Below are 20464 nucleotides of genomic sequence, written 5' to 3' on the forward strand. Positions count from 1 at the left end.
CGGTATTGTTGCAAGAACCCAGCGCCACCGCTAGGTTGCGTCCTTTCGAACGGCGAAAAAGAGACGGCGGACGTGCGCTATATCAGCACCCGGGGCAAGGCCCCTGAACTCGGTTTCGAAGACGTACTCCTGACGGGCCTTGCCCGCGACGGCGGACTCTATGTCCCGAAGACATGGCCGACCCTTACCCCGGCGGACCTGAAACGGCTCGCCGGACTGTCCTATGCCGAGACAGCGTTCGAGGTTTGCCGCCTGTTCACCGGCGACGCCTTCGAAGACGCGACGCTGAAGGGCATCATGGACGAGGTCTATGGCAGCTTCGAGCACAGCGCCGTGGCGCCGCTGAAGCAGCTCGACGGCAATCTCTGGATGATGGAGCTGTTCCACGGCCCGACGCTGGCCTTCAAGGACTATGCGATGCAGGTCCTCGGGCGGATGTTCGATCATGTGCTGACCAAGCGCGGCGAGAAGGTGACCATTGTCGGCGCCACCTCGGGCGATACCGGCTCGGCCGCCATCGAGGCGTTCCGCGACAGCGCCAATGCCGAGATCTTCATCTTCTTCCCGAAGGGCCGGGTCTCTCCGGTGCAGCAGCACCAGATGACAACGGTCGATGCGCCGAATGTCCATGCCATCGCGCTGGAAGGCACATTCGACGATTGCCAGGACATGGTGAAGGCGCTGTTCAACGACATCGCTTTCCGGGACAAACATAACCTTTCCGGCGTGAACTCGATCAACTGGGCCCGCATCCTGCCGCAGGTGGTCTATTACGTGACCTCGGCGCTGAGCATCGGCGCCACGGCGGAGCGGCCTGTCTCCTTCGTCGTGCCGACCGGCAATTTCGGCAATATCTTCGCCGCCTATGCCGCCAAGCAGATGGGCCTGCCGATCGACCGCATGGTGGTGGCGACGAACCAGAACGACATCCTGTCCCGCTTCCTCGCTTCCGGCGAGATGAAGCTGGAAGGCGTGCAGCCCTCCATCAGCCCGAGCATGGATATCCAGGTCTCCAGCAATTTCGAGCGTTACCTGTTCGATCTGTTCGACCGGGACGGCACCGCCGTGACCGACGCACTTTCGAGTTTCCGCGAGACCGGCCACTTCGCTGTCTCCCAGGGCATGCTGGATCGCGCCCGGGGCGAATTTGACGGCTTCCGGACCGATGAGACCGGTACCAAGGCGACCATCAAGGCTGTCTATGAAGAGACGGGCGAGATCACCGATCCGCATTCCGCCGTTTCTCTCGGCGCGGCCCGTCAGGCCCGTGAAAGCGGCGCCATTAGCATCGACAAGCCGATGATCTCACTCGCCTGCGCTCACCCGGCCAAATTCCCGGATGCGGTCGAGTCCGCCATCGGCCAGCGCCCGGCGCTGCCGCCCCGATTGGCCGATTTGCTGGAGCGTGAAGAGCGCATGACCGTACTCGCTAATGACTACGGGACCGTCAGCACCCATATAGCAGGCATCGTTGCGACCAAGGAGAACGCTGCATGAGCGGCGACATGGACGGAATCAAGATCACCGAACTCGCCAACGGCGCCCGCGTGGTGACCGACAAGATGGCCAGCGTGGAGAGCGTTTCGCTCGGCGCGTGGCTGAATGTCGGCACCCGGCACGAGGTCGCGGCCGAGAATGGCGTGGCGCATCTGCTGGAACACATGGTGTTCAAGGGCACCAAGCGCCGCTCGGCACTTCAGATTGCCGAGGAGGTTGAGGCGGTCGGCGGGCACATGAATGCCTATACGGCGCGGGAGCAGACCGCATACTACGCCAAAGTGCTTAAGGAAGACGTGTCGCTGGGCGTCGATGTTATCTCGGACATTCTGGTGAACTCGACCTTCGACGAGCAGGAACTGAGCCGCGAGCGTTCCGTGATCATCCAGGAAATCGGCCAGGCGGCGGATACGCCGGACGATATCGTCTTCGATTATTTTCAGGAAACCGCCTATCCGGAGCAGGCCATGGGCCGCCCGGTGCTCGGCCGCTCCGAGATCGTCCAGGAGATGAGCCGGGACGGCATCATGGCCTTCATCAACGAGAATTATGCAGGAGACAGTCTGGTTTTCTCCGCAGCCGGTGCAGTCGATCACGATGCGGTGGTGGCCGAGGTCGAACGCGGCTTCGGTACGCTCGGCGCGCAGACAGCCGCGAAGACCGAGCAGGCGGAATACAAGGGCGGCGAGATCCGGGTCGAGAAGGATCTGGAACAGCTGCACCTGCTGCTCGGCTTCGAGGGGACAGGCTTCCACGACCCGGACTTCTACGCCCAGCAGGTTCTTTCCATGCTGTTCGGCGGCGGCATGTCCTCGCGTCTGTTCCAGGAAGTGCGCGAGAAGCGCGGGCTGGTCTATTCGGTCTATTCCTTCAGCGCGGCCTATAACGATGGCGGCATGTTCTCGGTCTATGCCGGAACCGGCGAGAAGGAATCGATCGAACTGATGCCGGTGGTTTGCGACGAGTTGCTTGATGTCGCCACGAACGTTACCGAGGAAGAAGTCGAGCGGGCCCGCACCCAGCTCCGCTCCGGTCTGCTGATGAGCCGGGAGAGCACCTCGAACCGGTGCGAGCAACTGGCTCAGCACATGCTGGTCTACGGCCGCCCGGTGCCGGTGCCCGAACTTGTTGCCAAGGTCGACGCGGTCGATACGGCGGCGATCCGCCGCGTGGCGGAGCGGTTGCTCAAGAGCAAGCCGACCCTGGCTGCTCTCGGCCCGACCGGAAGCCTCGAATCCTACGACAAGATCTGTGCCCGGCTGAACTGACCGGCGGGCTATGAATTTCTCTCAGATTCCCAGACCCCGCACGGCAAGGCTTGCCGTGCGGCGGTTCCGCTTGCCTTCAGCACGGTTAACAGGAAAAATGACGCTGTAACGGGCTCCGAGGGGATTCGTGATTTGGTCCTGACGTTTTTTCCGCCGTCCAAGATCGAGCCGCGGGTATCCCTGCCGCGGCTTTATCTCCGGCAGCCGAACAAGAACGACTGGCGTGAATGGGCCGAACTGCGCGCCATCAGCCGGGATTTTCTTGTCGAGTGGGAACCGCGCTGGCCAGACGACGCGCTGACGCGCGCCGCCTTCCGCCGCCGTCTCGCCCGCTATGCCGAGGACTGGGCGCGGGACCAAGGTTATTCCTTCCTCATCTACCGGCGCAGTGACGATGCGATGGTCGGTGGTATCACCATTGCCAATGTCCGTCGGGGCGTCGCCCAATGCTGTACAATCGGCTACTGGATCGGCCGTCCCTATGCCCGGCATGGCTATATGACCGAGGCCGTGCATGGTGCCTGCTCTTTCGGTTTCGACCAGCTCTCCCTGCACCGGGTCGAGGCCGCCTGCCTGCCACGCAACTACCCGAGCCAGGGTGTGTTGCGCAAAGCCGGCTTCCGTGAGGAAGGACTGGCGAAGAAGTATCTGAAGATCGACGGCCGCTGGCAGGACCACGTCCTGTTCGCGCTGCTGCGCGAGGAGTTCTATCCAAGCTTCGCGGATGAGCTGAAGCACTTCTAGGCCGGCGTTTTCCGGTTCAACTCGACGAGAGCCTTTCAGGTTGGCATTCTTGTTCCGTATCACGTCGGGACCGTCCGGACCCGGCGACTATCACCGGAGCTCCCATGACCGACCAGTCCGCCCTCTCTTCGCGCCATCACAACCGGATTTCCGCCCTGCATGGGGATGTCACGGAGTGGCGCCGCGACCTGCATGCCCATCCCGAGACCGGGTTCGAGGAAGTGCGTACTGCCGGGATTGTCGCCGACAAGCTGCGGGCCTTCGGGGTCGACGAGGTAATGACCGGGATTGCGACCACGGGCGTTGTCGGCATTGTTCGCGGCCGTTCTGAGGGACCGATGATCGGACTCCGCGCGGATATGGATGCGCTGCCGATGCAGGAAGTCGGCGACGTGCCCTACAAGTCGACAGTACCGGGAAAGATGCATGCCTGCGGGCATGACGGGCACACCGCGATGCTGCTTGGCGCGGCGAAGCTGCTGGCCGAAAGCCGTGATTTTTCCGGTTCGGTCGCGCTGATCTTTCAGCCGGCGGAAGAAGGCGGCGGCGGCGGCCGGGTGATGGTTGAGGAGGGCCTGTTCGACAAGGCGAATTGCGAGACGGTCTGGGGACTGCACAACTGGCCCGACCTGCCGCTCGGAACCTTCTGTCCGCTGGCCGGCCCGATCATGGCGGGGATCGACTATTTTGACATTGCCGTGCGCGGTCAGGGCACCCATGCGGGGATGCCGCATGACGGTGTGGACACGGTGCTGGCGGCGGCCCATCTGGTCACCGCAATCCAGAGCGTGCCGGGGCGCAATGTCTCGCCGCACAAAACCGCGACCATCGGGGTCTCTATGTTCAGGGGCTCGGATGCCTATGTGGTGATGCCGGATGAAGCGGTGATCGGCGGCTCGGTGCGCTATTTCGAGCCGGGCGTGCGCGATCTCGCCGAGGCACGCATTCGTTCGCTGGCAACTGGTATCGCCCAGGGCTTCGGCTGCGAGGCGGTGATCGACTACCGCAAGAACTATCCGCCGGCAATAAACCCGCCCGCCGAGGCTGAATTCGCGGCCGGGGTCGCAGAGTCGCTGGTCGGCGCGGAAAAGGTAATCCGCGAGCACGATCCTTGTATGGCGGGCGAGGATTTCTCCTTCATGCTGAACGAGCGTCCGGGCAATTACATCTGGATGGGTACGGCGGCGCCGGATCACGCCTCCGGCAAGCTGCATTACCCGGACTACAACTTCAACGACGCCTCCATTCCCCTCGGCATAGGGTATTGGCTAGCACTGGTGGACAAGCTGTTGCCGGAAAGCGCATAGGCGAACTCCCTAAACTTTGGTCTTCCATGGCTGATTGGGGTGCAGAAGATGAGTGTCTATTCAGGCAGTTGCCACTGCGGGCTGGTGCGGTTCACGTTGGAGGTTGACCTCGATCATGTCCGCGTATGCGATTGCTCTATCTGCCGACGGCGAGGCGCATTGCTTCACCGGGTGGAAGAAAAGGCTCTGGAGGTGCTTACTCCGCTCGAAGAACTCACGACGTATCAGTTCAACACGAAGCAGGCGACGGACTATTTTTGCCCGCGTTGCGGCATCCTCCCATTCCGGAGACCGCGCACCGCACCGCATTTATGGTCGGTAAATGTGCGCTGCCTGGAGGATGTCGATTTAGACGCGCTTCCGGTTGAACGAGTGCAGGGCAGTCGCCTGTCGTGAAATGGGGGCGTTTATCTCGTCCGGTTTTCTTGCCGAGAAGGGCGCCTGCTGTTCACTGAAACGGAAAGTTTCAGGCCCGTCCGGACTCGGTCGAGAGCAGGGCGGAATCGACGCCGAGTTTGGCCAGCGCCCGGTCCCATTTGCTGTCGAGATCGGTATCGAAGACCAGCGCGTTGTCCGCATCGACATTGAGCCAGGCGTTTTCCTGGATCTCGCTATCGAGTTGGCCTGGACCCCATCCGGCATAGCCGAGCGCCAGCAGATGGTCCTTCGGACCGCTGCCCGACGCGATGGTTCGGACGATGTCGATCGTCGCGGTCAGCCCGAATTCCTTGTCGATATCGAGCGTCTCCTCGCTCTGGTAGTCGGCGCTGTGCAGCACGAAACCGCGTTCGGTATCGACCGGTCCGCCGAAATGGACCGGCGGGTTGGCGACCAGGTCGGTTTCGCCAAACTGCATGTCGAGCTGTTCGATCAGGTCGCTGAACTCGATCGAGCCGACGAGACGGTTTACCACCAGGCCGATCGCACCTTCGGCGTTATGGACGCAGATATAGATCACGGAACGGGCAAAACGCGGGTCGCGCATTGCCGGCATAGCCACCAGAAGCTGTCCGGTGAGATAGCCTTCCTGGGTTTCCTCGGCGACGGTACTGGTCATTCTTGACTGTCCTGATCTTCGGTTGCGCCGGGTCCGCCAATTCTTTCCCGCGTTTCCGGAAAATGTGACCGACGTGGCGGCTCCGGTCCACTATATATGCGGGACGGAAAGGGTGTGAAAACCCTGCAACAAGCTCGGGCATCTGATTATGAGTTGGGTCTTCCGCCCAAGAAATCCAATAGTGGCCGCTATTCTGGGCGTCATCATGGCGCTCGGGTTTTTTGCGCGCCCTGCCACTGGTGCGCCCGGTGCGTCCGACTGGGTCAGTACCGAATTCGCCGATGTCCGGCTGATTTCCGCGGTGGCGGGAACCCAGGGCCAGGACAATGTTCCTCTCGGCCTGCAGTTCCGCCTGGCCGACGGCTGGAAGATCTATTGGCGTGCCCCGGGCGATGCCGGTTATCCGCCGGAAATTGACTGGCAGGGCTCAAGCAACCTTGCCGGAATGGCCTGGCGCTGGCCGGTGCCGGAACGGTTCAGCCTGTTCGGGCTGGAGACCTACGGCTACCACGGCGAGGTGGTGATTCCGATTCGCGCGACGCTTTCCCAGCCGGGTGAACCGTTGGCATTGCGGGCGGAGATGAACGCGCTGGCCTGCAGTGATATCTGCGTGCCGTTGACGGCCAGTCTGAGCCTCGATCTCGCCGGGACGGAAGCTAGCCCGACGGCGTTCGCCCAGCTGATAGACCGATTCCGCGCTCGTGTGCCGAAGAATCTGAGCGGGCTTGGCCTCGATATCGGTCAGGTCACGGCGGTCGGCACGCCGGAGCCGCATTCGCTCGCCGTCTCCATCCAGGCGACACATCCGCTCGACGCGCCGGATGTCTTTCCTGAAGCGCGGCAGGGCTTTGCCTTTGGCAAACCGGATATCGCCTTCTCCGCGGACCGGCGCTCCGCCGTGCTGACTGTCCCGGCCTCCCTGCCGGAAGGTAGCAGACTGGCCGGTGAGGAGGTCACCCTGACGCTGGTCGACGGTGACCGGTTCCTGGAGCGGAAGGTCACAGTTTCTGAAGCGGTGCAGGCCGGACCCTTCAACCGTTGGGCGGCACTGGCGGCTGTGCTTGGCATTGCCTTCCTCGGCGGCCTGGTCCTCAACCTGATGCCTTGCGTGTTGCCGGTGCTGTCCCTGAAGCTGGTCGGCGCGGTGAAATATGGCGGGGCTGACAAGGGCACGATCCGGAGGGGTTTTCTGGCCTCGGCCGCCGGGATTGTTGTCTCATTCCTGCTGCTGGCCGGTGGGGCCATCGCGCTGAAGGAGGCGGGCCTTGCGGTCGGCTGGGGCATCCAGTTCCAGCAACCTCTGTTCCTTGCGCTCATGGTGGCAATTCTGGTGCTCTTTGCGGGCAATCTTCTCGGCCTGTTCGAGATCGGTTTGCCGCAACGGGTCTCCGATCTCGGCCTTGCGGCTTCCGGTGCGGGCGGGCATGAGGGAAAAACCAGCCTGTCGGGTCATTTTCTCACCGGTGCGTTTGCCACTCTGCTGGCGACGCCATGTTCTGCGCCGTTTCTCGGCACGGCGATCGGTTTCGCACTCTCGCGCGGGTCCGTCGAGATTGCCGTTGTCTTCCTTGTCATGGGGCTCGGCCTGGCGGCGCCCTATCTTCTTGTCGCTGCGTTGCCTGGGCTCGCGCGCGCCTTGCCGCGGCCCGGCGCCTGGATGATCTGGCTGCGCCGCGTCCTTGGTCTGGCGCTCATGGCGACGGCTGTGTGGCTCTATACTGTCTTTGCAGCGACCGCCGCGTTGCCCGATACACTTTTGCTCGGTGGCCTGGCTCTGGTGCTGACGGCCGCGCTGACCTGGAGGGCGCGGGATGGCGTGCCCGGCAGGCGCGCGGGCGCACCGATTGCCCTGGCCGCCATGCTCGCGGTCGCCGGGGTTGGTCTATATGCCACGGTGCGGGAGAGCTCCGCACCGAAGGCATCCGATGTCGAATCCGCCTGGAGGCCTTTTGACAAGCGGGAGATTTCCCGGCTGGTGGCAGAAGGTAAAACTGTTCTGATCGATGTCACGGCGGACTGGTGCCTGACCTGCAAGGTCAACAAATCGCTGGTTCTGGAATCCACGGAGATTACCGGACTGATCGGGACGGAGGACGTTGTTGCCATGCGGGCTGACTGGACGGCTCCCGATCCGGCGATCGCGGATTATCTGGCATCGTTCGGACGCTATGGCATTCCGTTCAACGCGGTCTATGGTCCGGGTGCGCCGGGCGGTGTCGCGCTGCCGGAACTGCTGAGCCTTGAAGCGGTGCAAACAGCGATTGCGGAAGCCGGTAATTGACGGCATTGGAATTGGGGCTGGTCGGCCCCATCTCAAGCATCGTATTTTCGAGACCGAATTCTTTTGGCCAACCCGGCCAGACAACACCCAGGGGGAGAGACCAGAATGACCATTAAAGTTGGGGACGCATTTCCGGCGCTGACGCTGAAGACAAATACGGCGGACGGGATTGACGATCTCGATACGGCGGAATTTTTCAAGGGCCGCAAGGTCGTCCTGTTCGCGGTGCCGGGGGCGTTCACGCCGACTTGCTCCGTGCAGCATCTTCCGGGCTTCGTGCAGAAGGCGGGTGAGCTGAAGGCGAAGGGCGTCGACGCGATTGCCTGCACGGCCGTGAACGATGCTTTCGTCATGGGTGCCTGGGCCAAGGACCAGGGCGCGGGCGACGCTGTCACCATGATTGCGGACGGCAATGGCGAACTTGCCAAGGCGCTCGACCTTGAGATGGATGTCTCCGTCGCCGGCCTCGGCATGCGCTCCCAGCGCTATGCGATGGTTGTCGAGAACGGCACCGTCACCAAGCTCTTCGTTGAGGAGCCGCGCGCCTTCGAAGTCTCCAGCGCTGAACACGTGCTGGCCAATATCTGACGCAAACCGTCAGGCTCCGGAGCGGCGATAAGCCGCTCCGGAGCACTCCGCGTTCTAGCGGAGGAATTCTCCGAGATGCGCCGTGACCTGCGGTCGGATCGTAGTGTCGAATTCACCCAACAGCTTTTCCGTAAGGCCGTACCAGAGAGCTTCCCTGTCTGCCAGAGTGGCGTCCTCGGCGATTGTCGCGCTGCGGGTGGCGAAAGCCTCCGCCACGGCCCGGCGCTTGTTTTCCGGTGTGCGGATTTCGAGGCGTACCGCAACCCGGCTCTCATACCGTTCCGTCTGATCTGTGGTGAAAGCGCCCTTGAGGCCCTTCTTGATTTTCAGCGGGGTTTCCGTCACCGAGGCATCGGTAATCACCATCACCAGTTTGTCCGGGCCACCCATGGCCTGCAGTACGTCCTGTGCCCAGCGCTCTGCGGCCGGGCCGGGGGCGACGGGCATCTTGTGCTCCACATTCGGTGCAGCGAAAGGCATACGGAATTCGTTGATGACCTCGACGGACCCGACGGCAAGCCGGATCGGTGTCTTGTGCCGGAAGGTCAGCTCCGGAAAATTCGTCGTCGGTGGCGTTGCGCAGGCACCGAGCAGCGGTGCAACGAAAGCGAAAAGCAGAAAAGCAAGCCGGACCCGCATTGAAACCCCCAAGGATGAATGAGCCGAAAGAATCATTCTAACCTAAGTGATGGGGCAGCATTATGATCAATCGTCAGTGCCAGCCCGAAGTTTTTTCATACTGGCTTCGTCATAATCCCAGCGGGATTTGCAGAACTCGCAGATAACGAACACAAGACCGTCCACGGTCATGTCCTGGATTTCCTCGTCCGACAGTGACGTCAGAACGGATTCCACCCGGTCTTTCGAGCACCGGCAGCGTTCCGCCACGTGCTGGGCCGGATAGGCCCGGATGCCGCTTTCGTGGAACAGGCGGAACAGCAGGCGGTCCGGTGCGACGCGGGTACCGGCGATCTCGTCCGGGCTGGCGCTGCTCAGCATAACCATGGCGGTGCGCCAGGCATCCTCATACGCATCCATGTCATGCACGGTGCGGGCCTTGCCCGGCTCCGGCGCGTCGCCGCCGTCGAGCGGCATGCGCTGCAGCATCAGGGCACCTGCCCGCCAGATGCCAAACTCGTCCTTGCGCACAGCGACGTTGATGCCTGTCTCGAGCTGCTCGGACTGGCGGAAATATTCGTGGGTGCATTCCGCGAGCGTCTGTCCGGCCAGCGGCACGATGCCCTGATAGCGCTCCGTGGCCACGCCCTGATCGACGGTGAAGGCGATATAGCCGCCGCCGATCATCCGCGGAACTGTCGCTTCGCCATTGTCCGCCGCTTGCCTCACGGCATCTTCGTCGAAAGCGGCATAGCCGCGCAGATGCCCCTCGCTGGTGAAATCCGCGACCATGGTGCGGATCGGCCCGTCACCCTTGATCTGCAGGGAAAACACGCCCTCGTATTTGAGTGCGCCGGCGAGGCAGACCGTAATGGTCATGACCTCGCCGAGCAGTTTGGATACCGGCTCGGGATAGCCGTGCCGGTCCAGAATGGTGTGGATGGCGGAATTCAGCCGCACCATGCGGCCGCGCAGGCCGAACGGGTCGACCTGGAACGGCAGCAACAGATCGTCGTGACCCGACTCTGCGAAAATGTCGGCGGTGCTCATCTTGATCTCCGGATCAGGCCAGGCGGTTTATGAAAGACACCAATTGAGGACGGCCTTCTGCGAATGCAACCGGTTCTCCGCCTCATCGAAGACGATGGATTGCGGGCCGTCGATGACTTCCGCCGTCACTTCCTCGCCGCGATGCGCCGGCAGGCAATGCATGAAGATCGCATCCGGCTTCGCCTTCGCCATCAGGTCTTCGGTTACCTGGTACGGGCCGAGCTGATTGTGCACGTTGGAGCTGTCGTCGCCCATGGAGACCCAGGTATCGGTCACCACGCAATCCACGTCCCTGACGGCCTCTTCCGGATCGTGTGTCAGGATGACGTTACCGCCATTCTTCTGCGCCCAATCCAGTAGGGCCGGGTCCGGGCTGCGTTCCGGCGGACAGGCGATGCGGAGCTCGAAGCCGAACTTTGTCGCCGCGTGAATCCAGGAGGAGGCCATGTTGTTGCCGTCGCCGCTCCAGGCCACGGCCTTGCCGCGGATCGGGCCGCGATGTTCCTCGAAGGCCATGATGTCCGCCATAAGCTGGCAGGGATGGGAGTGGTCCGTCAGGCCGTTGATCACCGGGACGGTGGCATGCTCCGCCATCTCGCGGATCGTTGCCTCGTCGAAGGTCCGCATCATGATGCAGTCGACATAGCGGGACAGCACCTTGGCGGTATCGCTCACCGACTCGCCACGGCCAAGCTGAAGGTCGGCGGCGTTCAACACCACGACCTCGCCGCCGAGTTGTTTCATGCCGACTTCGAAGGACACACGGGTCCGGGTCGACGGTTTCTCGAAAATCATCGCCAGGGTTTTGCCGGCCAGCGGTTTTTCGGTTCCGGCCTCGCCGCGCTTCATGGCCATGCCTTCATCGACAATGGACCGAAGGGTGAGCGCATCGATCTGGTCGAGATCGAGGAAATGGTTCTGTTTGGTCATATCGGAGTTCCAGAATCGGGGGCGGACGCCGGCCGGCCCCATCCGAGGGAGCCGGCCGGGTGCCTGTTCAGGCGTCCCAGTCCGCGCAGACTTTCTCGATAATGTCGCAGGCTTCGGCGACATGGCTTTCGTCGATGATCAGTGGCGGCAGGATACGCAGAACGTTTCCTCCGGCGCCGACGGTCAGCAGGCCGGCTTCTCGCAGCTTGCCCTGGAAGTCGGTATTCTTGACCTCGCAGACCAGGCCGAGCATCAGGCCCTTGCCCTTGACCGCCGAAAAGATCTTCGGATAACGCGATGCAATTGCGTCCAGACGCTTGTGGAAGTCTTCGCCAAGTTTCGCGACGCGATCCAGCAGGCCCGGCTCCAGCAATACGTCGAGCACCGCATTCGCGACCGCCATCCCCAGCGGGTTACCACCGAAAGTGGAGCCATGCGTGCCTGGTGCCATACCGGACGCGGCCTTCTCGCTCGCCAGAATGGCGCCGACCGGGAAGCCGCCGCCAAGACCCTTGGCAAGCGTCATGATATCCGGCGCGACCCCAGCCCATTCATAGGCCCAGAGCTTGCCGGTCCGGCCCATGCCGCACTGGATCTCATCAAAGATCAGCAGGGCGCCGAATTCGTCCGCCGCCTGGCGGAGCGCCTTCAGATACTCGACATCGGCGGTGTTGATGCCGCCTTCGCCCTGGATCGGCTCAACCAGGATGGCCGCGGTCTTCGCGCCCATCGCCTCACGCATCTCATTCATGTTGCCGAAAGCGACATGACGGAAGCCTTCCGGGCGCGGGCCGAAGCCGGTCCGGTAGGTTTCGTTATCGCCGGCTGAGAGAGTGGTGAGCGTCCGGCCATGGAAGGCGGAGGTGCAGCAGACGATCTCGTTCCGCTCCTGTTCGCCACGTTCCCACTGGTATTTGCGGGCGATCTTCAGCGCGCCTTCATTCGCTTCTGCACCGGAATTCGCGAAGAAGACCGTGTCGGCGAAGGAATTCTGCACCAGCCGGTCGGCCAGCCGTTTCTGTTCCGGAACCTCGTAGAGGTTGGAAACATGCCACAGCTTTTCCGACTGGCTCTTCAGCGTTTCGACCAGATGCGGGTGCGCATGACCGAGGGAGTTGGTGGCGATCCCCGATGCGAAATCGAGATATCGTCGGCCTTCGGTGCTATACAGATAAGGGCCTTCCCCCCGCTCGAAAGCGATATCTATACGCCCGTATGTGGGCATCACCGTGGTAACCAACGTCCTTCTCCACCATAAAAAATGGCGGCACCGAAAACCGGCGCCGCCGGATATCGAAAAAAGCACGGAATCCGGGGGACGCCAAGGGGAATATGGTGTTGCGGCATCGAATCCCGCGAAACTGTGCGAATCGAAGCCAGGGGCGGTGCCCGGTTCCATCGGTCATAGCCCTCACGCAGCATCCGCATCACCTAGCCGGGATCTTCGGGTTCCGTTCGCGCAGGGGAACGACGACATGGTTCAGATAAAGCTTCGTCAGCGGAGTTGGAGTTAAACTCATGTGACGATGGAAACCACGGCTCCTTGTTTCCAGAAAGCCTTAAAACTCAATAAAATCCAAAGCGATCCTTCATGACTCGTAAAGCTCTGGCGGATATAGTGCAGTCACTTGAATAAGCGGAATCACCAGAAAGGAGTCCGCCATGACCGCACCCGTGCAGTCCAGTCTCGCTGTTTTTGCGTTCCGCGCAGACAAGCAGCAGCAAATTGTCCAGGCCCAGGTTGTCTCCAGCGCTGTTGAAACAGCCAAGCAGATCGCCCAGTCGACAGGAGCGCAGAGCGCTTCCTCTTCAGGTGTCGACATCACCGTCTGAGACCAGACTATTTTCACAAATATAAACCGGCGCGGTATGCGGGCTTTGTGATGCCCCTGTTCCGCGCCGGTTTTGTTTTCAGCGCCGGTGTTTTTTCAGCCGGTCGATTTCCCGAAGCTGCACCTCGAACGCTTCGATCGCGTGGCGCTCCGCTTTGTCCAGCGTGCTGCGGTCCAGCTTGTCGACCAGCACCTGCATCGCCTCGCCCATCCGCCCGAGCTGACGGCCGTAAGAGCCGACCTCCGTCAGGATTTCCTGCTCCAGATCGGGATCGGATGAGCGGCCGAGATTGACGTTGATCAGGCTGAAACTGCTCCCGGCCCAGTCGAACACCCATCTCCACGGATTGATCGCCTGCGTGACATTGCCGGAGAGCGGCAGGTTTACGCTGGTCGGTGCATGCATATTCGGCATCGTGTGTCCTCCGGAAGCCGGTATCGGATGCACGCGATGATAGCGGTTACGGCTCTAATTGGCAGCCTTTGGGTTTGGCTGCCGGTTAGCTCCGGAAATGCTTGCCGAGCTTCAGGCCCTGGCCCTGATAGTTCGAGCCGATGCCGCCGGTGCCATAGATCTTGTCCGGGATCTCGATCAGCGGCTCGTAAACCAGGCGGCAGACGATCTGTCCGTCACTGATGACGAACGGCACGTCGTGGGAGCGGACTTCAAGCACGCCGCGGGTCGCCTCGCCGCCGGCCTCGGGCATGCCGAAGCCGGGATCGAAGAAGCCGGCATAATGCACCCGGAATTCGCCGACCTTCGTATCGTAGGCACGCATCTCGGCGGCATAGTCGAGCGGTACGGAGAGATATTCCTTCGAGGCGAGGATGTAGAATTCGTCCGGATCCAGCACCAGTTCCGCCGGGCGATCTTTTTGGCGGTAGAGCGGCTCCCAGAAGTCCTGCACGTCGTAGCTGCCCGGCCGGTCGATATCGATCAGGCCGGTATGCTGCTTCGCCTTGTAGCCGATCAGCCCGGTCTTCGGCTCGCCGGTCAGGTCGACACTGACAGCGACCCCTTCCTTGATATCGGCCTCCTGGCCATGCACCAGCACGACGCTGTCCTGCAGCCGACGCATTGCCGCGTCGCTGGCGACCGGATGGCCGCGCCGGAAACGGAGCTGGTTCAGCCGTGAGCCGGTACGGGCCAGCACGCTGAAGGTGCGCGGGCTGATCTCGGCATAGAGCGGGCCTTCGTACCCTTCCGGCACGCTCTCGAACTCGGTGCCGTAATCGGTGATCAGCCGGGTGAAAATGTCGAGCCGGCCGGTGGAGCTTTTCGGGTTCGCCGTGCCGGAAACTTTTGCTGGGAGCGAGACGCTTTCCTGCAGGCGGACGATATAGACGCAGCCCTTTTCCAGCACCGCGCCGTCGCGCAGGTCAATCTTGTGCATGGCGAGGGTTTCGAGACGGTCGCGCACGGAGGCGTTCCGGCCGGGCAGGAAACTGGCGCGCACCCGGTAGGCTTCGTCGCCAAGCCGGAGATCGATGCTGGAGGGTTGGATCTGCGCGTCTATGACCAGCGTGTCAGAAATGATCTGACCGCCCTTGATCATCTCCCGGATGGTCTGGCTCGGCAGAATCCCGGTTGTGCGCTTTTCGCGCGTGCCGCTGTCCGGTGCTGCCGCTGAGGTGTCCGCGGTCATATCCTGGTCCGCCCAATAATCCCAATTTGGCGCAAAATAGCAGACAGCGCCCAAGGGACCAGCGGTTTTGTGCGTTAGCTCCTGATCTTGTAGCCGCGCTTCAGCAGCAGGTAGCACAGCCCCATCAGAGCCGCGTTCATCACCGTCAGTACGGCAGCACCAATCAGCGGGTCGCTGTCGGACCAGCCGATCAGGCCGTAGCGCACGCCGTCGATCATGTAGAAGAACGGGTTGAGGTGTGCGATCTGGTTCCAGATGCCGGGCAGCCGGTCGATCGAATAGAAGGTGCCGGACAGAAAGGCGAGGGGCTGGATCACGAAGTTGGTCACCGAGGACAGGTGGTCGAATTTCTCCGCCCACATGCCGGCGGCGATGCCGATCAGGGCTAACGCCAGCGAAGCGGAGACCGCGAAGAAGATGGCCACCGGCCAGTGCGCCGCATGGAAGCCGACTGCGAGAGACATGGTGATCACGGTGGAGACTCCGACGATCAGGCCCCGCGTCACGCCGCCGAGGGCGAAGGCAGCCAGCAGCTCGCCCGGCCCGAGCGGCGGCATCAGCACGTCGACGATATTGCCCTGGACCTTCGATATCATGATCGAGGAGGAGGTATTCGCAAATGCGTTCTGCATCATCGCCATGACCACGAGGCCCGGCGCCAGGAATTCGGAATAGCTGATGCCGCCGCCGATATCGATCGAGCGCTGCAGGGCCAGGGTAAAGATCGCCAGGAACAGCAGTGAGGTGACGACCGGCGCGAACACGGTCTGGGTGATCACCTTCAGAAAACGGCGGACCTCTTTTTCATAAAGTGTCCAGACGCCGATCCAGTTGACCACGCCTACCCTGCGCACAGAGGGAACAGGAATACTGTTCTCGTTCAGATTCGAGACAAAAGGACGGTCTGACATGTATGGGCCGATGGCTTAGGTTGTGTTAGGCGCGCACAATAGGCGCCTCGGCGATGTGACAGCAACAAAATGGGGTGCGTTGCGCGGGAAGCAACAGTACCGACCCGGAAATCCGCATGAATGATTTCACCGATGGCGGTGGCGATGGTCGTAGCGCAGGGAAAAAACGCCGCGAGAAAAAGCCGCCAAAACCAATCACCGAGAGCTACCTGCGCAATGTCGCGCTTTGGTACATGGAGCGCTATGCCAGCTCCGCCGCGAACCTGAAAGCGGTGTTGATGCGGCGGGTCCGGTTGTCCTCCGCCCATCACGGCAGCGACCCGGCGGAAGGCGCGGAGATGGTCGATGCCGTGGTGCAGCGCTATACCGAGGCGGGCATCCTGAACGACCGGCTGTTCGCCGAGACCCGCGTCCGGTCTCTTGTCTCGCGCGGCACCTCGACCAAGATGATCAGGCGGAAGCTGATGGAAAAGGGTGTCTCGTCCGAGGATATAGACGCGGCGCTGGCCGAGGTTGTCGATCAGGAGAACGGCGAGTTGGCCTCGGCGGCACGCTATGCCCGGCGCCGGCGGATCGGCCCGTTCCGGCTTCCGGAAAAGCGGGAAGAGAACCGCGACCGCGACATGGCGGCGCTGGCCCGGCAGGGGTTCGGTTTCGGGATTGCGGCAAAGGTGGTCGACGCTGAGAGCCCGGAAGCGCTGGAAGAGGAAATTGAAGGCACGGACGGAGGTTAGGGCAGGTGCGAGGGGGCGCGGCAACGCAGCGCACAAAAATCGCTTAACCGTAGAGAAACGGTTGTTATAGTTACGGCCAATTAAACATAACGAATGCGGTGGTCAGACCGCGCAATACTCAAGGGGGTAACTATGTGGGACGTGCATGATTTTCCGGTGCCGGCGGACATCGCCAAGACGGCCCATGCGGACGCAGCCAAGTACGAGAAGATGTACAAGCATTCGGTCGAGAATCCGGAAGGTTTCTGGGCCGAGCATGGCAAGCGCATCGACTGGATCAAGCCTTACAACAAGGTCAAGGACGTCTCCTTCGACGCCAAGGACCTGCACATTAAATGGTTCCATGATGGCACTCTGAACGCGGCTGCGAACTGCCTCGACCGGCATCTTGCAACGCGCGGCGATCAGGTGGCGATCATCTGGGAAGGCGACGATCCGAAGGACGACAAGAAGATCACCTATCGCGAGCTGCATCGCGACGTCTGCAAATTTTCCAATGCTCTGAAAGACCTCGGCGTCAAAAAGGGCGATCGGGTAACGATCTACCTGCCGATGATTCCGGAGGCTGCGGTCGCCATGCTGGCCTGCGCCCGGATCGGTGCGGTGCATTCCATCGTCTTCGGTGGCTTCTCACCGGACGCGCTGGCAGGGCGTGTTCAGGATTGCGAATCCAATATCGTCATTACCTCGGACGAGGGGCTGCGCGGCGGCCGTCCGGTCCCGCTGAAGGCCAATACGGACAAGGCGCTGGAGGGCTGCCCCGACTGCAAGACGGTGGTTGTCGTCAAGCGTACCGGCGGCAAGATCAACTGGGTCGACGGCCGGGATCACTGGTATCACGACATCTGCGATGCGGCGTCCGACGACTGCCCGCCGACAGAGATGGGCGCGGAAGACCCGCTCTTCATCCTCTACACGTCGGGCTCGACCGGTAAGCCGAAAGGTGTGTTGCACACAACCGGCGGCTACATGGTCTTCGCCTCGATGACGCACGAGTATGTCTTCGATTATCAGGACGGTGAGGTCTACTGGTGCACGGCCGATGTCGGCTGGGTCACGGGGCACAGCTACATCATCTACGGTCCGCTGGCGAACGGTGCCACGACCCTGATGTTCGAGGGCGTGCCGAACTATCCGGACTTCAGCCGCTTCTGGCAGGTCTGCGACAAGCACAACGTCTCAGTCTTCTACACCGCACCAACCGCGATCCGGGCGTTGATGCGCGAGGGCGACGGGCCGGTCAAGGCGACCAGCCGCAAGAGCCTTCGGATCCTCGGGTCGGTCGGAGAGCCGATCAATCCGGAAGCCTGGATGTGGTATCACGAGGTGGTCGGCGACAAGCGCTGCCCGATCGTCGATACCTGGTGGCAGACGGAGACAGGCGGCATCCTGATCACCCCGCTGCCGGGGGCAACCAGACTGAAGCCGGGATCGGCGACGTTGCCCTTCTTCGGGGTCCAGCCGGTCCTTGTCGATGCGGACAACAAGGTGCTGGAAGGCGCGGCAGAGGGCAATCTCTGCATGGCTGACAGCTGGCCGGGCCAGATGCGCACAGTCTATGGCGACCATGAGCGCTTCATCCAGACCTACTTCACCACGTTCCCGGGCCGTTACTTCTCCGGCGACGGCTGCCGCCGGGACGAGGACGGCTATTACTGGATCACGGGCCGCGTCGACGACGTGATCAACGTCTCCGGTCACCGCATGGGCACAGCCGAGGTCGAAAGCGCGCTGGTTGCGCACGACAAGGTCGCGGAAGCGGCGGTGGTCGGCTATCCGCACGACATCAAGGGCCAGGGCATCTACGCCTATGTCACCCTGAATGCCGGGCTGGAGCCGTCGGAAGAGCTGCGCAAGGAGCTGGTGACCTGGGTTCGCAAGGAAATCGGCCCGATCGCCTCACCGGACCTGATCCAGTGGGCCCCGAGCCTGCCGAAAACCCGATCCGGCAAGATCATGCGCCGTATTCTGCGCAAGATCGCCGCCAACGAGCAGGACTCCCTCGGTGACACCTCAACGCTGGCGGAGCCGGCGGTGGTGGATGATCTGGTCGATAACCGGATGAACAAGTAGAGCATGTAGCGGGGCCTGCATTTGCAGGCTCCGCTGTTGTTCGTTATTCCGGTATTGGTGCCGGGATTTTGACTGGCCCCGATGTATCTATCGCCTTCAAACCGATTGCGCCGAGGACCGTCCTGATGGCGTCTGCGTCGAGCGGGTCGGTCGCAGGCTGGCAATAATAACCGGTCATGTAGGCAGTTCCCTCCGACACCGCGAGGTCTCCGCCACCTTGTCCCTGTTTCCCGGCAAAGACCACGCATTCCCGACCATGGGCGCGAGCCTTCACGTAAGTTGACAGAAAATGGCCTAGGTTAGCAGGTTGTTGCGAGCCGGTAGCTTTTCCGCCCTTCGTGAAGAAGCGAAACTTCTCGACCATGCCCTCTGCCTCCGTGACCCATTCCATGTAGTAGCCGGGAGCCATATTGATCAGGATGATTTCAGCACGTGGGTCAATGGGGCTCGTCGGAATTGAGGTGATCGAATAGGTGCGCATAGAATATTCGGCATCCCAACCGGCATCGACGATCTTCTGCGGAACATCGAGTGCGAAATAGAGAGGAGACTGGCGTGCCGTAATTTCTTTCTGTTGATCGGCGACAGAAGCACTTGTGTGAATTGTGTAGGCTGTCAGGGCTGCCACAATGAAAAGATACCGGAAACTCATAATACCCAGCCATCCTCGAAGTCTGACGTGGAAATGCCAGTCAGCTTTATCTGGCCGCCTTTGTAGGTGAGGATGACATCCCCTGCGCTATCGGATGATGTTGTATGGTCGCCCGCAAATGCAATCAGGTCGCCTTCGGAGCGGTCGAAATTGTTGATTACATCAAAACCTTGGTTAGACGATCCAAACATGAAGGTGTCGGAGCCTGATCCGCCATCCAAGGTGTCGTTCCCAAGGTTGCCGAATATCATATCGTTGCCAGCTTCTCCGAAGATTGTGTCCTCGTTCTGGCCACCATAAATAGTGTCATTGCCGGAGCCGCCATAAATGATGTCGTTGCCATAGTTGCCATAAATCAGATCTTCTCCGGTGCCCCCATAAATGGTTTCAGTCCCGTCCTGCTGCCGCATCAGACCGGACGCGTCGGCGCGGGCTGTGCCGCTGTTCTGGCCGCCAAAGATCGTATCGTTTCCCGAACCACCTGCCAGATAGTCGATCTCCTTGTTTCCGTAGATCAGATCGTTTCCGTTACCGCCGAACAGGTAATCGGTCCCGCCGTTTCCTGAGAGAACATCTTGGCCTGACCCGGCGGATAAGGTATCCGCAGTTTCCGCTCCGGTCAGGTAGTCGTTGCCGGAAGTGCCAGTAACCTGGCCCGAGCTTGGTTCCGTTGTCGGGGTCGCGTTGGTAACGGTGTTTTCGGGAAGATTTGTATAAAGGGCGTCGAGGTTAGATTTGTCGGTCGCCGAAAGTGTCGGATCCCCGTCCAGCGCGGGGTTCATAATGCTCTCCGAATTCGAGCTGTCAGCAAGGCCAACAACGTGGCCGATCTCGTGCATCAGGACTTCGTAGATCTTGTCCAGATCGGTCTGATCCGAAAAACTCAGATCCAGATAGATGAAAGCGGTGCCATCACCATAACTCTCACCGCCTTCCCATCCCAACCGGCCGTCGCCATCAGGGTCATTGAAGACCGTTCTCGCGCTTGTCTCGGTCGAACTACCAACAGTCTTTATGCCGACAAAGACAAACGCCGAGTCGAATATGTCTGTTCCATAGAAATTGAAATCGACGTTGTTGTCCCAGACCTCGAAAGCGTCCGTTACGGTGCCCCTAAGATAGTAGGAAACATCGTAATAGCCTTGCGCTCTCATCTCCGACGTGGCGTTCCAGTTGTAGCCGCCGCCAGAACCCACGTTGTATCCGTTGTAAACGCCCACCCCCGATAGCTCCTCAATCATAGGGTTTGAAGCGCGCCACTTAAGGGGGGCGTGCA

General features: G+C 61.4%; 20 protein-coding genes. 10 read left to right on the forward strand and 10 right to left on the reverse strand.

Features of this window, described 5'->3' with window-relative positions; genetic code table 11:
- Window positions 1–72: 72 nt before the first annotated feature.
- The 5 genes from thrC to K328_RS27210 all read left to right on the forward strand — a co-directional run bounded on the left by thrC (window position 73) and on the right by K328_RS27210 (window position 5212).
- Window positions 73–1497, forward strand: coding sequence for a threonine synthase (gene thrC, locus K328_RS0120320; RefSeq protein WP_028467534.1), 1425 nt, complete (start codon window positions 73–75; stop codon window positions 1495–1497).
- Window positions 1494–2765, forward strand: coding sequence for a M16 family metallopeptidase (locus K328_RS0120325; protein ID WP_245577615.1), 1272 nt, complete (start codon window positions 1494–1496; stop codon window positions 2763–2765). Before thrC ends, K328_RS0120325 begins: the two co-directional genes overlap by 4 nt.
- Window positions 2766–2897: 132 nt before the next feature.
- Complete coding sequence (locus K328_RS25175) at window positions 2898–3509, forward strand: GNAT family N-acetyltransferase (protein ID WP_084608453.1); 612 nt, start codon at window positions 2898–2900, stop codon at window positions 3507–3509.
- A gap of 104 nt (window positions 3510–3613) precedes the next feature.
- Window positions 3614–4816 carry a M20 aminoacylase family protein gene (locus tag K328_RS0120335; RefSeq protein WP_051285281.1) on the forward strand — a complete coding sequence of 401 codons (1203 nt, stop codon included), beginning with the start codon at window positions 3614–3616 and terminating at the stop codon, window positions 4814–4816.
- Between the two features lie 48 nt (window positions 4817–4864).
- Window positions 4865–5212: a GFA family protein gene (locus tag K328_RS27210; RefSeq protein WP_084608480.1), complete on the forward strand. Its 348-nt coding sequence runs from the start codon at window positions 4865–4867 to the stop codon at window positions 5210–5212.
- A 70-nt stretch (window positions 5213–5282) separates the two neighbouring features.
- On the opposite strand, the gene K328_RS0120340 is transcribed toward K328_RS27210, so the two are convergent.
- Window positions 5283–5873: a YqgE/AlgH family protein gene (locus K328_RS0120340; protein WP_028467537.1), complete on the reverse strand. Its 591-nt coding sequence runs from the start codon at window positions 5871–5873 to the stop codon at window positions 5283–5285.
- Between the two features lie 181 nt (window positions 5874–6054).
- Here K328_RS0120340 and K328_RS0120345 point away from each other — a divergent pair, with 181 nt between their 5' ends.
- Together K328_RS0120345 and K328_RS0120350 are read left to right on the forward strand one after the other, a co-directional pair.
- Window positions 6055–8154: a protein-disulfide reductase DsbD family protein gene (locus tag K328_RS0120345; RefSeq protein WP_051285283.1), complete on the forward strand. Its 2100-nt coding sequence runs from the start codon at window positions 6055–6057 to the stop codon at window positions 8152–8154.
- 105 nt (window positions 8155–8259) lie between these two features.
- Window positions 8260–8742: a peroxiredoxin gene (locus K328_RS0120350; protein WP_028467539.1), complete on the forward strand. Its 483-nt coding sequence runs from the start codon at window positions 8260–8262 to the stop codon at window positions 8740–8742.
- 54 nt (window positions 8743–8796) lie between these two features.
- Here the strand turns inward: K328_RS0120350 and K328_RS0120355 are convergent, their stop codons facing one another.
- The 4 genes from K328_RS0120355 to K328_RS0120370 form a co-directional block, all read right to left on the reverse strand.
- Window positions 8797–9381, reverse strand: a complete 585-nt coding sequence (locus tag K328_RS0120355) for a hypothetical protein (protein ID WP_028467540.1) — start codon at window positions 9379–9381, stop codon at window positions 8797–8799.
- Between the two features lie 66 nt (window positions 9382–9447).
- Window positions 9448–10410, reverse strand: coding sequence for an Hsp33 family molecular chaperone HslO (locus K328_RS0120360; RefSeq protein WP_051285285.1), 963 nt, complete (start codon window positions 10408–10410; stop codon window positions 9448–9450).
- Between the two features lie 27 nt (window positions 10411–10437).
- Window positions 10438–11340 (reverse strand): ornithine carbamoyltransferase, encoded by a 903-nt coding sequence (argF, locus tag K328_RS0120365; protein ID WP_028467542.1) that lies wholly within the window; start codon window positions 11338–11340, stop codon window positions 10438–10440.
- 67 nt (window positions 11341–11407) lie between these two features.
- Window positions 11408–12580 (reverse strand): aspartate aminotransferase family protein, encoded by a 1173-nt coding sequence (locus K328_RS0120370; RefSeq protein ID WP_245577616.1) that lies wholly within the window; start codon window positions 12578–12580, stop codon window positions 11408–11410.
- A gap of 422 nt (window positions 12581–13002) precedes the next feature.
- Between K328_RS0120370 and K328_RS26810 the strand changes: the two genes are divergently transcribed.
- A complete protein-coding gene (locus K328_RS26810) occupies window positions 13003–13173 on the forward strand; it encodes a hypothetical protein (protein ID WP_156901522.1) in 171 nt (56 codons plus the stop codon).
- Between the two features lie 78 nt (window positions 13174–13251).
- Here the strand turns inward: K328_RS26810 and K328_RS0120380 are convergent, their stop codons facing one another.
- From K328_RS0120380 to K328_RS0120390, 3 genes are all read right to left on the reverse strand, one after another.
- Window positions 13252–13587: a hypothetical protein gene (locus K328_RS0120380; protein WP_028467544.1), complete on the reverse strand. Its 336-nt coding sequence runs from the start codon at window positions 13585–13587 to the stop codon at window positions 13252–13254.
- Between the two features lie 85 nt (window positions 13588–13672).
- Window positions 13673–14818: a 2'-deoxycytidine 5'-triphosphate deaminase gene (locus K328_RS0120385; protein WP_051285405.1), complete on the reverse strand. Its 1146-nt coding sequence runs from the start codon at window positions 14816–14818 to the stop codon at window positions 13673–13675.
- A 74-nt stretch (window positions 14819–14892) separates the two neighbouring features.
- Window positions 14893–15729 carry an ABC transporter permease gene (locus K328_RS0120390; RefSeq protein WP_051285287.1) on the reverse strand — a complete coding sequence of 279 codons (837 nt, stop codon included), beginning with the start codon at window positions 15727–15729 and terminating at the stop codon, window positions 14893–14895.
- A 116-nt stretch (window positions 15730–15845) separates the two neighbouring features.
- Between K328_RS0120390 and K328_RS0120395 the strand changes: the two genes are divergently transcribed.
- A complete protein-coding gene (locus tag K328_RS0120395) occupies window positions 15846–16463 on the forward strand; it encodes a regulatory protein RecX (RefSeq protein WP_028467547.1) in 618 nt (205 codons plus the stop codon).
- Between the two features lie 132 nt (window positions 16464–16595).
- Window positions 16596–18536: an acetate--CoA ligase gene (acs, locus tag K328_RS0120400; protein WP_028467548.1), complete on the forward strand. Its 1941-nt coding sequence runs from the start codon at window positions 16596–16598 to the stop codon at window positions 18534–18536.
- Window positions 18537–18579: 43 nt separating this feature from the next.
- On the opposite strand, the gene K328_RS0120405 is transcribed toward acs, so the two are convergent.
- The gene (locus K328_RS0120405) at window positions 18580–19164 is read right to left on the reverse strand and encodes a hypothetical protein (RefSeq protein ID WP_156901524.1); all 585 of its coding nucleotides are present in this window, start codon (window positions 19162–19164) and stop codon (window positions 18580–18582) included.
- Between the two features lie 20 nt (window positions 19165–19184).
- Window positions 19185–20408 (reverse strand): matrixin family metalloprotease, encoded by a 1224-nt coding sequence (locus K328_RS26135; protein WP_051285289.1) that lies wholly within the window; start codon window positions 20406–20408, stop codon window positions 19185–19187.
- Window positions 20409–20464 lie beyond the last annotated feature (56 nt).

It is taken from the genome of Nisaea denitrificans DSM 18348 (assembly GCF_000426505.1).
Classification (GTDB): Bacteria; Pseudomonadota; Alphaproteobacteria; order Thalassobaculales; family Thalassobaculaceae; genus Nisaea; species Nisaea denitrificans.